Genomic DNA, 16,180 nt, shown 5'->3' on the forward strand with positions numbered 1-16,180 from the left:
CCTCCGATCCGGCTCAATGGCAGCAGACGCCTTAAAAAAGATCTTCCCGATCGAAATCACGAGAAGACATCTACGTTAGTTATGCTATGTATATAAAACGGAGTATCTTTCCAGAGACCGTGCCCGGTCCGGTCGCAAGACAAAGGCTCAACTCAATCGTCGGGCCGCAGACGGGGATGCAAAACGTTGGATATCGCGGTTAGAAGTCGCACGTTGAAAGCGCACGTATCCGGCGCTCGCGTGGCCGCGCCTAAATCACCTCGCGAAAAAGCCGGCCCCAATCGCGCAGCCCCCGCGTGTCCACCCCCGTCATTCGCAACGCCTTCCAGACCACCGTGGCGATGGTGTCGTAGACCGGAATCCCGATCTCGGCTTCCAGCAACTCGACGAGGTGTGCCGCATGCAGATTCGTGCAGAACGTGGTGATAGCTTCAGGTTGAGCGCGGGCGATTCCACGGACCAAGTTGCAGATAGTCAGCTCGTCCACATCGGCAAATTCGAAATTGACGTGCAGGCCAAGATGGCGCTCAGCCACGCACGTTATGCCTATGTCGCGGTAATTGGCGACGATCCGCTCCTGCACGTCGTCCAGATAAGGCGTAGCAAGACCGAGCCGACGCACGCCCGTCTTTTCAAGGATTTCGTTGAGCGCAAGCACCGACGTGGTCGAGGGAATGCCAGTGGCTTCAGTAATCTGTCGGCATAGCGATTCATCCGTCCCGAAGCCGAGCCATCCTGAGGATGTACCGCTCCACGCGATGACGTCAACGTGCGCATCCGCCAGGAGTTTCGCGGCATCCAGTATCTTGCCTACCTGGAATTGCCCCAATGCTCGATCTCCCAAGGAGATCTCGGTAACCGTGAAACGAGAAAAATGGGCACTTACGTTCGAGAGCCCTGCGACCATTTCTGTCGTCATGGGCTCGAGGGCCGTATTGGACGATGGCGTCAGCACGCCTAGCCGAATGCGCTTGTTCATGGGTTCGATCTCTTGACTCGGAAGTGGTGTTCGCGTCACGCCGAGACGCCCGAATGCTGCCGCGCCAAACACAGGTCGAGCAGGACCTGAAGCCGCCGGCGATCCAGATTGCGTCCAATGAAAACCAGCTTGCTTTCGCGCGGGCCTGCCGTCCACGAATCGGCCGGATGCAGGTCGAAGATGCGGTGCACTGCCTGAACGACGTAACGCCGATCATCGTCGGCGATCTCGAAGATTCCCTTCATCCGGAACACATCGTCTCCCTGGGCCGCCAGCAGTGCGCGCAAACCGGCATCCAGCCGCGAGCGATCGAACGGTCGGTCAAACACGAGCGACACGGACGTTACCGAAGGATCGTGGCGATGACCGCGCGGTGCGCTGTCCCCGGCATCGTGTTCGTGACCATCATGGCCTTGGGCATGTTCGCAGGCCTCGTCGCACACGTGGTCATGGGTGTGTTCGTGCTCATGCTCGTGTTCATCGACAGCGGGTTCAGCCACGCCCAGATTTGCCGATGTCGGCGTGAAGCCGCCGATTCCCAGGATGTGCGTAAGATCGACATGGGCGTAATTGGAGCGCAGGATCTGTGCGCCCTCGTTCAATCGATGAAGTCTTTGCTCAAGCGCAACGACAAGCCAGCCCGGCACCAGGTCGGTCTTGTTGATGATGATCCGGTCGGCGGCAACGATCTGATCGACTGCCTGGTTGTCGCGCCCGCGCAGGGCCGGGTCATCGAGATGGCTCTCGATATGCACCGCGTCTACCAGCGTCACGACGCCGTCCAACGTCACCTGGCGGGCGACGTCGTGATCCATGAAGAACGTTGCCGCTACCGGCGTCGGATCGGCGAGACCGCTGGTCTCCACGAGGATGTGATCGAATTTTTCCGGACGTTCCAGAAGTTTCTTCAGGATGCGGACGAGATCGGTGCGCACATCGACGACACAGCAGATGCAGCCGTTCGTCATCTGGAAGATTTCCTCGTCGGATGTCATCACCAGATCGGAGTCGACATCGACTTCTCCGAATTCGTTCTCGATCACCGCAATTCGGTGTCCATGCCGTTCGGTCAGGATATGGTTCAGCAGCGTCGTCTTGCCTGATCCCAGAAACCCGGTCAGGATCGTGACCGGAACGGGCGGCGTCGAGGACGCGTAGTGAGAGTTGAGCTGGCTCATGGTGTTTCCTTCAGTCGTATCGGTATTGGAAGGGGTTCGTCACGCCGCGGCAGGATCTCGAAGCCCATGCCAGCGACTAACGAGGCCGTCGTGGTCGATATCGAACAGGTCGAGCACGCGCCCGACCGTATGGTTGACGATATCGTCGACGGTCCGAGGATGGTTGTAGAAGGCCGGCACCGGCGGCAGCACGATGGCCCCGGCTTCCGTCGCGGCGGTCATGTTTCGCAGATGCACAAGGTTGAGCGGCGTCTCGCGTGCGAGGAGCACCAGTTTGCGACGCTCTTTCAGCATCACGTCAGCCGCGCGTGTGATCAGGTTGTCGGCGAGACCCGTGGCGATCGCAGCCAGCGTACGCATGGAGCATGGCGCAATGGCCATGCCGTCGCAACGGAACGAACCACTGGCGACGGCAGCGCCGATATCCCGCACGTTATGGACGACATTCGCCATCGCCTCGATCTCACGTCGTTGCAGTCCGAGTTCGTGCCCCGCCGTCAACAATCCAGACGCGGATAACACGAGGTGCGTTTCCCACTCCGGGCGTTGCGCGAGGCTCTGCAGCAGACGCACGCCATAGACCGCGCCGCTCGCGCCCGTGATTCCGACAATCAGGCGCTTCGTCATACGCTTTCCGGCCCCGTATGCGATTTCGCCGCGGCGATCAGTTGCGCGGCGCGCGTCATCGCCTCCGCGCTGATCTGCACGCGCACTCCGTCGAAGCCGGGACCGCGCGTCGCGTCGAGCCCCATGCGCGACGTAGTGCCCACGCCGGATGCAGACGGGTCCAGCGCGCTGCCGGGCAAGCCGTCGATGATCACCACATCCAGGTGCGGTTGCACATGGGTGGCCACGGCCCACAGCACCTCTTCGTCACGTGTGATATCGACGTCCGCATCCACGGCGATTACCGTTTTGAGGTACGGGTCCCAGCCCAGCAGGCCGAGCATGACCTGTCGCGCCTCGCCGGGCCGCATTTGTTCGAGCGCCACGTAGGCGTGAAAGTGCGTCCCCGACGAGGGGTAATGGACGGCGGTGACGCTCGGAAAGCGCTCCTTGAGCTTCTCCACCATCTCCGATTCACGCGGTATGCGACCCAGATTGAGGTGTTCGACGGAATTTCCGCCGGCCACGTCGATCAGCATCGCGTCGCGCCGGCGCAGCATGCCTTGCACGCGGAAAAGATTGTTGGTGGACCGATCCGACGAGTAGCCCGTGAACTCACCGAATGGACCCTCGTCGACCCGTGCCTGCGGATCGATCACGCCTTCGAGCACGATTTCCGCGAACGCCGGCACAGCGATGCCGTGTCTCGGCGTGCGCACGACGTCCAGCGGCGCCCCGAACAGGCCGCCGGCGACATGACGCTCGTCGACCCCGTAGGGCAGCCGTGCCGCGCCGGCAAGCATGAACAACGGATGAGCGCCGATCACCATCGCCACCGGAAGCGAAGTACCGCGTTCCTGGGCTCGCTGGAGCATGCGCCACAGATGCCCGCGTGAATGCAGGCTGGTGGCGATCTCGGTGGTCGAATGAAGCATCGAGCGGTGATAGCTGACATTGCCGATGCCCGTCTCGGGGTCCTCGGCAATCAGGATCGCGTTCGTGATGTATGGACCGCGATCGGTCGAAAAATGGGTAATGGCCGGAATGTCGGTCAGATCGATGTGGTCGGTCTGAACGTGCTCCAGCACCGGCCCATCCGGCAACAGGCGGGGCGGCAGCATCCGGCGGCTGCGCTGCTGGAATGCCGCGTGAATATCCGCGAGCGGCGCGTCGAGCATCCATGCGATACGACTTCGCGATGCGAAGACGTTGGTGACCAGCGGGCTGCCAAGTCCGGCAATCTGCTCGAAGACCAGCAAAGGGTGACGCCCTTCGGCGGCGAGTTGCCAGATCATTGCGGTCGGTTCCTGATCCGCGCTGACGCTTTCGCGAATGGTCAGCACGTCATCCGGATGGGCAGCGCGATAGCCTGCGAGGAAATGGCGGAAATCTTGCGGATTCGCGCGGGAGCAGGCGAGAGCAGATGAATGAGACGATGTCATGATGCATTCCTTGTCATCAGCCTTGCAAGGACGCCGGGGCGAAGGCATTGCCCGTACCCCGGGGCCATTGCGCTCGGCTGCTATCGCGGGCCGGCCGCCGATGCGCCGACCCGCCGCACGTCCGTTACGCTACGACGTCGTTGAGCTTTGCGTAGCTATCCTTCAGGCGCAGTTCGGCTTCCTCCGGATTGCGCGGCGGCGGTGACGGCTCGATGCCGACCAGACGCGCTATGTTGTTGCCCATGTAGTCTTCGAGGCCGTCCTCGTCCAGGTCCATGCCCTGTGGCGCCGGACCGCAGAGCATCTCCAGTTCGCGAAGCCACATGCCCGGTTCGTTCGGCGGCGTGTCGGTGCCGAAGACGATCTTGTCGCGTGGCAGCTGCCGGGCGAACTCGACGATGCGCGACTGAAAGCACCACCCCGATTCGCAATACACGTTGGGCGTGTCCATCGCCATCCAGAACGCTTCGAACGAGTAGTTGCCGCCAGTCTGAATGCCGAAGTGCCCGATGATGAAATTCACCATGGGGAATTCGCGGATGATGGGGTAGAACATCGTTGGGATCGTGTAGGGGCCGTCACCCGTATGGATCAGCACCACGACGTTGTATTTCGCGCATACCTTCATCGCGGGGCGCAACCAGTCCAGCGCGCGGTCCGGACGATAGCCGTGCATATTCGCGTGCAGCTTCAGCATCTTGAAGCCGTATTCCTTCACGTGAAATTCGAGCTCGAGCGCGCCCTCTTCCGGACCCCAGCGCGGATTGAACGTGAAGTTGCCGATGAACCGGTCGGGATACTTCTGCGTGAGCTCGGCCACATAGGCCATGTAGTCGCGAATGCCCTCGCGACCGCGACGGTTGCCGTCGCGATAGCCGGTATTGCCCGGCGGCGGCTGGATAAAGCCCATGTCGATGCGGCGCGGCTTGCCGTTGATGACGTAGGGGCCATCCATCATCTTCAACAAGCGCTCGCCGGTGAACGGCTCGCCGGTGTGGCGCCACGCCTCGTCGACGAGATTGGTCGGATGCAGGTGGGTATCGATGATCATGCTGGTACTCCGGTATCTTGATGAATTGACGTCTGACAGCCTCGTTCAGGCAGCCAACAGCGTCCTCGCTTCCTCGACGGTGCGCGGCGCCGGTGTGGGCTCGAGACCGATCATGCGGGCCGTGTTGTTGCCGAGATAATCCTCGAGCGTTTCTTCATCGAGATTGAGCCCCTGCGGCGGCTCGAAGCACAGGACTTCCAGCAGGCGCAGCCACATGCCGGGCTCATTGGGCGGGGTGTCGGAGCCGAACAGGATCTTGTGCTTCGGCAGCACCTTCGCAAACTCGACGATGCGCGACTGCAGACACCACCCCGACTCGCAATAGACATTGGGCAGGTCCATGGCCATCTGGAAAGGCTCGAAGCAATAGACGCCGCCCGTCTGCACGCCGAAATGCGCCATGATGAAATTGACCGTCGGGAACTCCTTGATCATGGGGACCCATTCGGTCGGAATGCTGTAGGGACCATCGCCCGTGTGCAGCTTGACCATCACGCCGAGCTCCGCGCACTTCCGCAACGCGGGACGCAGCCAGTCCAGGGCGCGATCGGGCCGGTAGGCGTGCATGTTGGCCTGGAACTGCACCATCTTGAAGCCCAGCTTGCGCACGTAATGCTCGATGGCATTGACGCCGTTCTCGACGCCGCAACGCGGGTTATAGACGAAGCAGCCGATGAAACGGTCGGGATGTTTCCTGACCATCTCCACCGTATAGGCCATGTATGCGTCGATGGATTCGGCGCCCGACTTATTGCCGTCGGTGTACGTGTAGATGGTGTTGCCTTGCGGGGGCTGGATGAAGGCCTTGTCGATGCGGCGCGGCTTGCCGTTGATCGTGAACGGGCCGTCCATCATCCGGATCAGGCGTTCGCCGGTGAAGGGTTCGCCATCATGCCGCCATGCCAGATCGACGAGATTCGTCGGATAGCAGCTGGTGTCGATAATCATGCGGGATCTCCTCGCAATGCTTCAGGTTGAAGGCAGGCAGACCGCGGCCTGAGCCGAGCGGGCTGCATCTTGCATTCGGGAGCATTGTCGAGGGAGCAGAGACAGGAAACTGGCGCCACTGACAAGTACTCCGTCAGTGAGCAATCTCCAATTGAACGATTACGGCATTGCGCCGCTGCATGTTCAATCGACCGCTTCTACCCACGTGCGCATCATGCAGCGATCGAGATTTCGTTGTCAAGAAAAACGCGGCCGCATGCGGGCATGGAAAACCCGCAGCCAACGCTTGCTTCGCCGTAGCGTTAGCCGGATGATTCGCGGCGCCACGCCTCCGTGACTTCGGTCAGCAACGCCAGAAAACGTTCGAGCGCGGGCAGCGAGTCGTCACGCCTGATAGTGGCGTAGAGATCCGCATTCATCGCGGGTTCGTCCATTGCGACAAAGGCGACGTTCTCGCGCGGCGTGGTCGAGAGCGATTCGGGCAGGATGCTGATACCGACGCCGGCGCCGACGAGACTGAGTATCGTCTCGGGATCGGCGGACTCGTGGAGCACTCGTGGCTGGAAGCCTTCTCGAATGCAGGCGGCGAGAATGCCTCGAATCATCGGACTCTGCGTGTTGAGCAAGACGAACGGGTCACCGGAGAGCGCGCCAAGACTGGTGCAACGGCAGCCGGCGAGCGGGTGGCTGTCCGGCAGCGCGACGACCAGCGGTTGCGGGTAGACCAGGATCGAGCGGAGTTCGCGATGCCCTGTCGGACTGCAGGCAAAGCCGACGTCAATCTGCCCTCGCACCAACGCCTCCTGCTGCAGGTCCGGCAACAGTTCATGCAACGTCCACTCCACTTCCGGATTGTGCTTCTGAAACAGACGGAGGGTCCTCGGCAAAGGCCCGTACATCACCGAGTTGATGATGCCGATGCGAATGTAGCCCTCGAGCCCATCGGCCACCCTGCGCAGCAGTTTCTCGACCGAGTCGCAATCGCTGACGATGCTTCGCGCACGCACGAGGAGCGCCTCTCCCGCTCGGGTCAGACGGGCGCCGTGACGTCCGCGCACGAAGAGCGTGACCCGAAGGGAGTCCTCCAGCGACTTGATCTGCTGACTCAGCGGAGGCTGCGAAATGTGCAGACGCTCCGCCGCGCGACTGAAGTTGCCCTCCTCGGCGACGGAAATGAAATACCGCAACTGCCGGATATCCATATGTTTCTCGTATCGAACGGATTCCGAAATCGTATTTCACATAACTAATTTGTGCACATAGGCTTTTACCCACACGGCGCGAAGGCGTCACAGGCAGTCGCCGTGCCTTGCGATTCCGACGATATGAGAATGTCGCCGCACTCGACGGTGACCCTGGAGACAACATGACGACGCTCAAGGTGAATGGCGACGACCGCACGGTCGCCATGTCAGGAGACACTCCGCTGCTGTGGGTGCTGCGCGATGAACTGCATCTCACCGGAACCAAATACGGCTGCGGAATGGGCCTGTGTGGCGCCTGCACCGTCCACGTGGATGGCGCGGCGGTGCGAGCCTGCCAGACACCATTGGCTTCCGTCGCCGGCAAGCGCATCACCACCATCGAAGGCCTGGGCTCGCCTCGGATGTTGCATGCAGTACAGCGCGCGTGGCAGGAAGAAGATGTCCCGCAGTGCGGCTACTGCCAGTCCGGCCAGATCATGTCGGCTGCCGCGTTGCTCAAACACACGCGCGATCCCGACGATCACGACATCGATGCGGCGATGGCCGGCAACATATGCCGCTGCGGGACTTACGACCGCATTCGTCGCGCGATCCATCGGGCCGCCGCCACCCTTCGCAAGGAGGCGGCACCATGAAGCGCGATCAACCGAACCTGCATGCGCAGCCCGTTTTTTCGGGCCGCCGGCGCTTTCTGCAAACCGGCGCTGCACTCGCAGGCGGCCTGCTGCTCGAGATCCATGCGGGAGGAATCGGCATCCGCAGCGCACAGGCAGCGCCGGTCACGGATAGCACGGCCGGGAACTTCGCCCCGAATGCCTGGGTCCGCATTACGCCCGACAATCGGGTGCTGCTGGTCGTCCACAAGTTCGACAGCGGCACCGGCGTCAAAAATGCGCTCGGCCTGATGCTGGCGGAGGAACTCGACGCGGACTGGGATCGGGTGCGCGTGATCCAGCCCGATGATCCGCTGGCGAAGGCCTATCTCCACCCTCTATGGGGTATGCACGCAACCGGCGGCAGCACGAGCGTATCGCTTGAATGGGACACCCTGCGGCGCGCCGGCGCGACGGCCCGCGCAATGCTCGTGGCTGAAGCCGCACGGCGCTGGTCGGTCGATCAGGATACCTGCAGAACCTCGTCGAGCACGGTCTTCCATCCCGCAAGCGGACGCAAGGCTTCATATGGCGATCTTGCGCAGGGCGCCGCGGCTCAGCCGGTTCCCGCACAAGTGGCGCTCAAGCGCCCCGATCAGTTCGTCCTGATAGGAAAGGAACGCCGCAGCTATCGTGTCGCCGACAAGGTAACGGGACGTGCTCTGTACGCGATCGACGTCGAACTGCCGGGCATGCTGACTGCAATCGTGATCCATCCGCCCGTCGTCAACGCGAGCGTGAAGTCATTCAACGCGAGTGAAGTCAAGGCGTTGCCGGGCGTGCGCGATGTTTTTGCCATCGAGATTCCGGATGTGATTGCGCACTTCCGCGAGAACATGCCGCCCATGCCCGTTGCAAATGGAGCCAGCCAGCCGGGTGTGGCGATCGTGGCGGATCATTTCTGGGCGGCGCAGCGCGCAAGACAGGTATTGAAAGTGGAATGGGGCGAGAGCGACCTCGCGAACTTCAACTCCGACACCACCCTCGAGGAGATGAAGCAGCACGTCGACGATCCCGGCAAGAAGTCGAAAGTGAAAGGCGATGCTGACACGACGTTCGGGAATGCGCCACATGTCGTGGAGGCGGTCTACAGCATGCCGTATAAGGCGCATGCCCAGATGGAGCCCTTGAGCGTGGTGGCATGGGTGAAGCCCGACGTCGTCGAGTATTGGGGGGGCATTCAGGTGCCGTCGCGGTGCGCGCAAGCGGCGCAAACCATTGCGGGCGTGCGGCGGGACAAGGTCCGCATTCACCTGACCGAGGCAGGCGGCAGCTTCGGTGCGCGCGAGGGGCTGCATCAGATTCTGGAAGCAACCTTTATCTCGAAGCGCATGGGTCAGCCCGTCAAGCTGCTGTACAGCCGTGAGGACGATGTCCGCGGGCTGTACTACCACGCCGCGAGCGTGCATAAGGCGCGCGCCGCGCTCGATGCTTCCGGCACGCTGCTGGGCTTCAGTCTGCGTGCCGTGGTGCCGTCGATCAAGGAGCCCGATGATCCGGGCTTTCTGGCAAAGGTTCCCGTAGACCCCAGTTGCACCGAGGGCATGCGCGACGATTTCTACTATGACATCCCCGCCCTCGATCTCGCATGGGTACGACACGAGCCCGGATTTCCTGTCTGGTGGTGGCGCGCCGTGAGCTATGTGCCCAATATCTTCGCGATCGAGAGTCTCATCGACGAAGCGGCGTACGCGGCCGGGCAGGATCCGGTCGACTATCGTCGCAGAGCACTTGCCAGCCGTCCGGAGTTGAAAGCGGTGCTCGATCGGGCGGCCAGCCTCGCCGGCTGGAAGCCGAATAACTCGTCCAATATCGGCGCAGGCCGCGGACTGGGTGTAGCCATCTACGAGGGCTACAAGAGCTTTATCGCCATCGTTGCCGACGTAGGCGTGAAGGAGGACGCCATCAAGGTCAATCGGATCACCTGCGTCGTCGACTGCGGCCTGGCCGTCGATCCCGGTTCGGTGCGTCAGCAATTGGCAGGCGGCATCTACTGGGGTGTTTCAACTGCGTTGATGAATGCAGTGCATATCGAGCGCGGCATGGTGCGCGAGAGCAATTTTCACGACTACGCCGTGCTGCGCATGCATGAAGCACCCGAATTGAAGATCGAGGTCATGCCGCCATCAGGACGTCCGCCGGGAGGTATTGGAGAGCTGTCCAATCCGCCGGTTGTACCGGCCATAGGCAACGCGATCTTCGCGGCAACGGGCAAACGGCTGCGTGCAACGCCGTTCGTGGTAGCCCAGGCCTAGTCCCGACCATACTCACGAAAACCGGCGCCAGCCAAATCCCGCAGGAGACAATGTATGCTCATACAAGCTGAATCGAGACGCCACGAACCGGCCCCTGTCGATCAAGTGCCGAAACCGGGTCCGCTCCTGATGCTCGGCTTCCAGCATGTGCTGGTGATGTATGTCGGAGCTATCGCCGTCCCGATGATCATCGCCAGCGCGCTCAAGCTTCCGAAGGAGTCAATCGCCGTACTCATCAATGCCGATCTCTTCACCTGTGGCATTGCGACCATCCTGCAGTCCGGCGGCTTCTGGCGCTTCGGCGTGCGCATGCCTGTCATGCAGGGCGTGGCGTTCAGCGCGCTCCCGCCAATCCTCGTGATCGCCACGACTCCGGGTCTCGGGCTGACTGCGGTGATTGGCGCGGTGATCGCCGGCGGCATGCTGACCATGCTGATCTCACCGGTGTTCGGCAAACTCGTGAGGTACTTCCCGCCGATCGTGGGCGGTTCGATCGTCATGGTGGTTGGCCTTTCGCTGTTTCCTGTCGGTGTAAGCTGGGTCGGCGGCGGCAGGGGCGCGCCGGACTTCGGCGCGCCGCATAACCTTGCGCTGGCCGGGTTCGTGTTCGTCATGATTCTCGTGATCAACCGCTGGCTCAAGGGTTTCTGGTCGAATGTATCGGTGCTGCTCGCGCTGGCGGCCGGCATGCTGGTAGCGATCCCCTTCGGCATGGTCAGTTTTCACGGCGTCGAGCAGGCGCCGATGCTCGACATGGTCAAACCTTTTTACTTCGGGTGGCCCGTCTTCGACCCGCTGGCGATAGCGACCATCGTGATCGTGATGGTCATCATCATGATCGAATCCATGGGTCTCTTTCTGGCGACGGCCGACGTGACCGGCAAGCACCTCACGGCGGCACACATGACCGACGGGCTGCGCGCCAATGGGCTGGCAAGCGTTATCGGCGGCGTCTTCAATGGGTTTCCCTATACCATTTACAGCCAGAACATCGGCCTGGTCGTTGTCACGGGAGTAAAAAGCCGCTGGGTCGCGGTGGCCGCGGGTGTGATTCTCTGTGTACTCGGGCTCCTGCCGAAGCTCGCGACGATCGTGGCATCGGTGCCTCTTCCGGCATTGGGCGGTGCGGGGCTTTTCATGTTCGGCGTCGTCACGGCGGCGGGGGTTCGGACGCTGGCCAGAGTGGATTTCGAGAGTAGCCGGCGCAACGTCTATATCGTCGCCGCGACGCTTGCGATTTCGCTGCTACCGACCTTTGCGCCAACCCTTTTCAAGCAACTCCCGGCGTGGATTCAACCGCTCCTCCACAGCAGCATCCTGCTGGCCTGCCTTACCTCGGTCGGTCTGAACGTGCTGTTCAATGGCATTCCTCGCGCCGAACCGCATTCACGTCCTGAAGAAGACGCCGCCATATGTCTCGCCAAGCACTAGGATGTGTTGATCTGCGAGCGACGGGTCCCGCCGGTCAACAAGGTCTCCGGCAAATGTTCGGGTCGCTCGCTCCAACAGGCGTGTCGCTCGTCTCCAGTGTTCTACCTCCTGTCAGAGCACTGTTCGGCCCTCTCTAACGAGGGCTGCTTTTTTCCCGATTGGTGCAGTCATCCGGTGCGTGAGGAGCGTGGGTCGCAGTTTGAGCAGGTAACAAGAATGCACTCGACGCGAGCAGCATTCGATACCTGGAAACGTGTCCGAATACCGACACCCGAGCTGGTCGCACAGACGGTCAAGCCGAACGCTATGCCGCAGCCACCTCGCGCACGGTTTCGAGAAAGCGCGCGAGCACCGCCGACGGCGCTTCCGCACGATAGCGCGCATGCAAGGACACTTCGGGAGACGGCGCGGTGAGCGGCACGAACGCTACACCGCCACCCGACAACTGCTCCGCCGACGCCGGCAACAGCGCCACGCCGAGCCCTTCGCGCACGAGGCACAGGAGCGTATGCAGCTCCACGACTTCCTGCCCGATGCGCGGCGTGAACCCCGCCTCCACGCAATAGTCGCGCAGAAAGCGCGCGAGTTGCGACTGAAGCAGGCCGAACGACAGAAAGCGCTCCGCCACCAGCTCGCGCACCGCGATCTCGCCGCGTGAAGCGAACGGATGCGACAGCGGCAGCGCGACCACCGCGGGTTCGCGCAGCACCACTTCGCTGACGATCTCGGGATCCTCGCGTGACACGCGAAAGAAACACACGTCGAGCCGCCGCTCCTTCAACGCCTGGATCTGCGCGGCGGGCGTCATTTCGTGCAGCGTCCATCTCACTTGCGGATGCTTGCGCGCGAACATGCCGAACGCGCGCGAAATCGGCTCGACCATCGCCGAGCTGATGATGCCGATCTCGAGACTCCCCACGTCGCCGCGCCCCGCGCAACGCGTCAAATCGATCGCGCGCTCGAACTGAGCGAAGATCAGCGGCGCTTGTTCCTTCAGTGTTTTCCCTGCCTCGGTGAGTTCGACGCGATGCTGCGAGCGCAGAAACAACGCAGTGCCCATCTCTTCCTCGAGGATGCGGATCTGCTGGCTGAGCGGTGGCTGCGAAATGTGCAGCCGCGCCGCTGCGCGGCCGAAATGCAGTTCATCGGCGAGCACAGCGAAATACCGCAGGAGCCGCATGTCCATATCGCTAACGTATCAAGATCACGGTCAAAAAATATTGTACAGAGCGCGCGCAACTTGTGAGACTGCATCGCAAGCAGCAGCACGCATCAGTTTGACACTCGATGCCGGCGAGGGGAAGACGCAGCAGCACGGCGTCTTGCAAAGGGCCGCATGGGCAAGCTCGCGAGAGCCTGCGTTCCATCGATGCGCCTGCTCAGGCCTCAGCCCATGACGACAATCAGGAGATACATGATGAAAACCGGCCAACACCCCGTCGATTGCATCCTGCCCAAACGGCAGATGATCACGCTCGGCCTGCAGCACATGCTCGTTGCCTATATCGGCGCGATCGCCGTGCCGTTGATCGTCGCATCCGCACTGAAGATGTCGCCTGCCGACACCACCGTGCTCATCAGCACGGCGCTCTTCTGCTCGGGCATCTCGACGGTGCTGCAGACGGTTGGCGTATGGAAGTTCGGCGTGCGCCTGCCGATCCTGCAGGGCGTCGCGTTCAGCAGCGTGGGGCCGGTGATCGCGATCGGCATGAGCCCTGGCGTCGGCTTCGCGGGCGTATGCGGTGCGGTGATCGGCGCGGGCGTGTTTACGATGTTCGCCGCGCCGCTCGTCGGGCGCCTGCGCCGCTTTTTCCCGCCGGTCGTCACGGGCTGCATCGTCACCGTGATCGGCCTGCAACTCTTTCCCGTCGCGTATCAGTGGGCGGGCGGCGGCGAGCACGCGCGACAGCACTTCGGCGCGCTGCCTTTCCTGTGCATCGCGCTGTTCGTCGCACTGGTGATTCTCGCCGTCAATCGCTTCGCCAATGCGTTCCTGCGCAATCTGTCGGTGCTGATTGGCCTCATTGCGGGCAGCGTGCTCGCGTGCGCGCTCGGCATGGGCGACTTCGCGAACGTCGCCCAGGCGCCGTGGTTCACCATGCCGCTGCCCTTTCATTTCGGCATGCCCGTGTTCTCTGTCGTGCCCGTGATGACGATGATCGTCGTGATGGTGGTGCAGATGGTCGAATCGATGGGCCTCTTCGTCGCGATCGGTGACATCGTCGAGAAGAAAATCAGTGAGGAGGACGTCGTGCGCGGCCTGCGCGCGAACGGTCTCGCGAGCGCAATCGCCGGCATGTTCGCGGCGTTCCCGTTCATCGCGTTCATGGAGAACGTCGGGCTGGTCATTCTTACCGGCGTGCGCAGCCGCTGGGTCGTGGCCGTGAGCGGCGTGCTCATGTGCGTGGTGGCGCTGGTGCCGAAGATCGGCGCGGTGGTGGCGTCGACGCCTGCCGCGGCACTCGGCGGCGCGGGCATCGCGATGTTCGGCGTCGTGGTCGCGGCCGGCGTGCAGACGCTCTCGAAAGTCGACTTCGAGCGCAATCGCTACAACGTGCTGATCGTGGGCTTCACGATCGCGACTGCGCTCATTCCAGTGATGGCGCCGCAGGTCTTCAAGCAGATGCCCGACTGGACACAGCCCTTCGTACATAGCGGTGTCGTGCTCGCGTGCCTCGTGTCCGTCGTGCTGAACGCCGTGCTCAACGGCGCGCATGAGGAAGATGTCGCGCCTGCGCACGGCATGGTGCGTGAGTGAAACGTGATGACCGGAGAACGCTTCATGAACATGCAAACCGAAGGGCTGCTGATCAAGAACCCCGTCGCGGTGATGAGCGGATTACGCGGCGATGCCGCGCGTCCGGGTCAGGTGGATATCCGTATCCGCAACGGCATCATCCAGACGATCGCGCCGAACCTCGAAGCACGCGACGACGAACGCGTCATCGATGCTCGCTCGTGTGTCGTCTATCCGGGCTGGGTCAACACGCATCATCACCTGTTCCAGAATCTGCTCAAGGCGGTGCCGTCGGGCATCAACGCGGATCTGCAGGAATGGCTCGCCGCCGTGCCGTATCCGCGCCTCGCGCGCTTCACGCCGGAACTCGCACGCGTCGCGGCACGCCTCGGCATGGCCGAGTTGCTTTTATCCGGCGTCACGACCTGCGCGGACCACCACTATCTCTATCACGCGAACGGCACCACGGAAACGGGCGATCTGCTGTTCGACGAAGCGGCCACGTTCGGCCTGCGCTTCGTGCTCTGCCGCGGCGGCGCCTTGCAGGCGGCGGGCGATCATCCCGGCTTCTCCAGGGTCGCGCTGAAGCCCGAAACGCTCGATCAGATGCTGGCCGATATCGAACGCCTCAAGGCGCGCTATCACGATGCGCGCGCGGCATCGATGCGCCGTGTCGTGGTCGCGCCGACCACGCCGACTTTCTCGCTGCCGCCCGAGTTACTGCCCGAAATCGCGCGCGCGGCGCGGCGCATGGGACTGCGCATGCATACGCATCTGTCGGAGACGAGGCGTTACGTCGATTTCTGCCGGGAGCGCTTCGACAAGCTGCCGGTGGAGTTCGTCGCCGATCACGAATGGCTCGGACCCGACGTATGGTTCGCGCATCTCGTACATCTGGAGACGAGCGAAATCGCGATGCTCGCGGAAACGGGCAGCGGCTGCTCGCACTGCCCCGTGAGCAACGCTCGACTCGGCAGCGGCATCGCTCCCGCGCCGCAGATGGCCGCGGCGGGCGTGCCGATGTCGCTGGCGGTGGACGGCGTCGCATCGAACGAATCCGGCAGCATGACCAACGAAGCGCACTTCGCATGGCTCGTGCATCGCGCATCGCAAGGCGTGTCGGCGACCACGGTGGAAGAAATCGTTCACTGGGGCAGTGCGGGCGGCGCGGGCGTGCTCGGTCTCGACGCGGTCGGCACGCTGGAAACAGGCAAGGCTGCCGATCTGGTGCTGTACGACATCGACGATCCGCGCTTCTACGGCTTTCACGATCTCGCCGTGGCGCCGGTGACGGCGGGCGAGCCCGCGCGGGTGCAGTACAACGTGGTGAGCGGCCGCGTGGTCGTCGACGACGGCATGATTCCCGGACTCGACCTCGATGAGCTTCGCTATCAGGCCGCCGAGGGCGTGAAACTTCTGCTTGCCGATTGAAGGGAAAACAGAATGCAAAGAAACGACTCCGTCCGGGCATTCTGACGCAACACGCGCCCGGCCGGTTCGACGCGTGCCGCATTCCGGACGCGGCGCGGCAACCGGCCGATGCGCCGTCAATTGACTGAAGCGACCGCCATCCCGGCCCCGAGCAAGGGGACACTCCAGCCCCGCCTTTATTCCCTCCTCTCGCGCAAATAAATTGCCGCTCTCACGCGGAACAAACACCCACGCCCCGCTGTTTTGCTATCGACGGTCGCGGCA

13 protein-coding genes are annotated in these 16,180 nt (G+C 62.6%); 5 read left to right on the forward strand and 8 right to left on the reverse strand.

Annotation, left to right across the window (positions count from 1 at the left end; genetic code table 11):
- Positions 1-250: 250 nt before the first annotated feature.
- The 7 genes from AWB83_RS05520 to AWB83_RS05550 all read right to left on the reverse strand — a co-directional run bounded on the left by AWB83_RS05520 (position 251) and on the right by AWB83_RS05550 (position 7,406).
- Entirely contained in the window at positions 251-979 is a 729-nt protein-coding gene (locus AWB83_RS05520) for a maleate cis-trans isomerase family protein (RefSeq protein WP_087043239.1), read from the reverse strand.
- A gap of 35 nt (positions 980-1,014) precedes the next feature.
- A complete protein-coding gene (locus tag AWB83_RS05525) occupies positions 1,015-2,157 on the reverse strand; it encodes a CobW family GTP-binding protein (protein WP_087043240.1) in 1,143 nt (380 codons plus the stop codon).
- Positions 2,158-2,196: 39 nt separating this feature from the next.
- Positions 2,197-2,784 carry a UbiX family flavin prenyltransferase gene (locus AWB83_RS05530; protein ID WP_087043241.1) on the reverse strand — a complete coding sequence of 196 codons (588 nt, stop codon included), beginning with the start codon at positions 2,782-2,784 and terminating at the stop codon, positions 2,197-2,199.
- The gene (locus AWB83_RS05535; protein ID WP_087043242.1) at positions 2,781-4,205 is read right to left on the reverse strand and encodes a UbiD family decarboxylase; all 1,425 of its coding nucleotides are present in this window, start codon (positions 4,203-4,205) and stop codon (positions 2,781-2,783) included. The genes AWB83_RS05530 and AWB83_RS05535 overlap by 4 nt, the downstream gene beginning before the upstream one ends.
- A 124-nt stretch (positions 4,206-4,329) precedes the next feature.
- Complete coding sequence (locus tag AWB83_RS05540; RefSeq protein ID WP_087043243.1) at positions 4,330-5,256, reverse strand: amidohydrolase family protein; 927 nt, start codon at positions 5,254-5,256, stop codon at positions 4,330-4,332.
- 45 nt (positions 5,257-5,301) lie between these two features.
- Positions 5,302-6,204, reverse strand: coding sequence for an amidohydrolase family protein (locus tag AWB83_RS05545; RefSeq protein ID WP_087043244.1), 903 nt, complete (start codon positions 6,202-6,204; stop codon positions 5,302-5,304).
- A gap of 302 nt (positions 6,205-6,506) precedes the next feature.
- Positions 6,507-7,406: a LysR substrate-binding domain-containing protein gene (locus tag AWB83_RS05550; RefSeq protein ID WP_087043245.1), complete on the reverse strand. Its 900-nt coding sequence runs from the start codon at positions 7,404-7,406 to the stop codon at positions 6,507-6,509.
- A gap of 164 nt (positions 7,407-7,570) precedes the next feature.
- On the opposite strand from AWB83_RS05550, the gene AWB83_RS05555 reads away from it, so the two are divergent.
- Genes AWB83_RS05555 through AWB83_RS05565 form a run of 3 tightly spaced genes read left to right on the forward strand, consistent with a single transcriptional unit; the run spans position 7,571 to position 11,748 of the window.
- Positions 7,571-8,044, forward strand: a complete 474-nt coding sequence (locus AWB83_RS05555) for a (2Fe-2S)-binding protein (RefSeq protein ID WP_087043246.1) — start codon at positions 7,571-7,573, stop codon at positions 8,042-8,044.
- The gene (locus AWB83_RS05560) at positions 8,041-10,317 is read left to right on the forward strand and encodes a xanthine dehydrogenase family protein molybdopterin-binding subunit (RefSeq protein ID WP_159463016.1); all 2,277 of its coding nucleotides are present in this window, start codon (positions 8,041-8,043) and stop codon (positions 10,315-10,317) included. The genes AWB83_RS05555 and AWB83_RS05560 overlap by 4 nt, the downstream gene beginning before the upstream one ends.
- 54 nt (positions 10,318-10,371) lie before the next feature.
- Positions 10,372-11,748, forward strand: a complete 1,377-nt coding sequence (locus AWB83_RS05565) for a nucleobase:cation symporter-2 family protein (protein ID WP_087043249.1) — start codon at positions 10,372-10,374, stop codon at positions 11,746-11,748.
- A 304-nt stretch (positions 11,749-12,052) separates the two neighbouring features.
- Here the strand turns inward: AWB83_RS05565 and AWB83_RS05570 are convergent, their stop codons facing one another.
- The gene (locus AWB83_RS05570; protein ID WP_087043250.1) at positions 12,053-12,934 is read right to left on the reverse strand and encodes a LysR substrate-binding domain-containing protein; all 882 of its coding nucleotides are present in this window, start codon (positions 12,932-12,934) and stop codon (positions 12,053-12,055) included.
- A gap of 231 nt (positions 12,935-13,165) precedes the next feature.
- Between AWB83_RS05570 and AWB83_RS05575 the strand changes: the two genes are divergently transcribed.
- Both AWB83_RS05575 and AWB83_RS05580 read left to right on the forward strand, forming a co-directional pair.
- Positions 13,166-14,506: a nucleobase:cation symporter-2 family protein gene (locus tag AWB83_RS05575; RefSeq protein WP_087043427.1), complete on the forward strand. Its 1,341-nt coding sequence runs from the start codon at positions 13,166-13,168 to the stop codon at positions 14,504-14,506.
- Between the two features lie 30 nt (positions 14,507-14,536).
- Positions 14,537-15,916 (forward strand): isoxanthopterin deaminase, encoded by a 1,380-nt coding sequence (locus tag AWB83_RS05580; RefSeq protein WP_510183546.1) that lies wholly within the window; start codon positions 14,537-14,539, stop codon positions 15,914-15,916.
- Positions 15,917-16,180: the final 264 nt, after the last annotated feature.

Source organism: Caballeronia ptereochthonis (genome assembly GCF_001545075.1).
Lineage (GTDB): Bacteria > Pseudomonadota > Gammaproteobacteria > Burkholderiales > Burkholderiaceae > Caballeronia > Caballeronia ptereochthonis.

What these genes read in the sequence shown, in the direction of transcription:
- AWB83_RS05520 (WP_087043239.1), bottom strand. Translation starts at nt 979, where the DNA reads ATGAACAAGCGCATTCGGCTAGGCGTGCTGACGCCATCGTCCAATACG.
- AWB83_RS05525 (WP_087043240.1), bottom strand. Translation starts at nt 2,157, where the DNA reads ATGAGCCAGCTCAACTCTCACTACGCGTCCTCGACGCCGCCCGTTCCG.
- AWB83_RS05530 (WP_087043241.1), bottom strand. Translation starts at nt 2,784, where the DNA reads ATGACGAAGCGCCTGATTGTCGGAATCACGGGCGCGAGCGGCGCGGTC.
- AWB83_RS05535 (WP_087043242.1), bottom strand. Translation starts at nt 4,205, where the DNA reads ATGACATCGTCTCATTCATCTGCTCTCGCCTGCTCCCGCGCGAATCCG.
- AWB83_RS05540 (WP_087043243.1), bottom strand. Translation starts at nt 5,256, where the DNA reads ATGATCATCGATACCCACCTGCATCCGACCAATCTCGTCGACGAGGCG.
- AWB83_RS05545 (WP_087043244.1), bottom strand. Translation starts at nt 6,204, where the DNA reads ATGATTATCGACACCAGCTGCTATCCGACGAATCTCGTCGATCTGGCA.
- AWB83_RS05550 (WP_087043245.1), bottom strand. Translation starts at nt 7,406, where the DNA reads ATGGATATCCGGCAGTTGCGGTATTTCATTTCCGTCGCCGAGGAGGGC.
- AWB83_RS05555 (WP_087043246.1), top strand. Translation starts at nt 7,571, where the DNA reads ATGACGACGCTCAAGGTGAATGGCGACGACCGCACGGTCGCCATGTCA.
- AWB83_RS05560 (WP_159463016.1), top strand. Translation starts at nt 8,041, where the DNA reads ATGAAGCGCGATCAACCGAACCTGCATGCGCAGCCCGTTTTTTCGGGC.
- AWB83_RS05565 (WP_087043249.1), top strand. Translation starts at nt 10,372, where the DNA reads ATGCTCATACAAGCTGAATCGAGACGCCACGAACCGGCCCCTGTCGAT.
- AWB83_RS05570 (WP_087043250.1), bottom strand. Translation starts at nt 12,934, where the DNA reads ATGGACATGCGGCTCCTGCGGTATTTCGCTGTGCTCGCCGATGAACTG.
- AWB83_RS05575 (WP_087043427.1), top strand. Translation starts at nt 13,166, where the DNA reads ATGAAAACCGGCCAACACCCCGTCGATTGCATCCTGCCCAAACGGCAG.
- AWB83_RS05580 (WP_510183546.1), top strand. Translation starts at nt 14,537, where the DNA reads ATGCAAACCGAAGGGCTGCTGATCAAGAACCCCGTCGCGGTGATGAGC.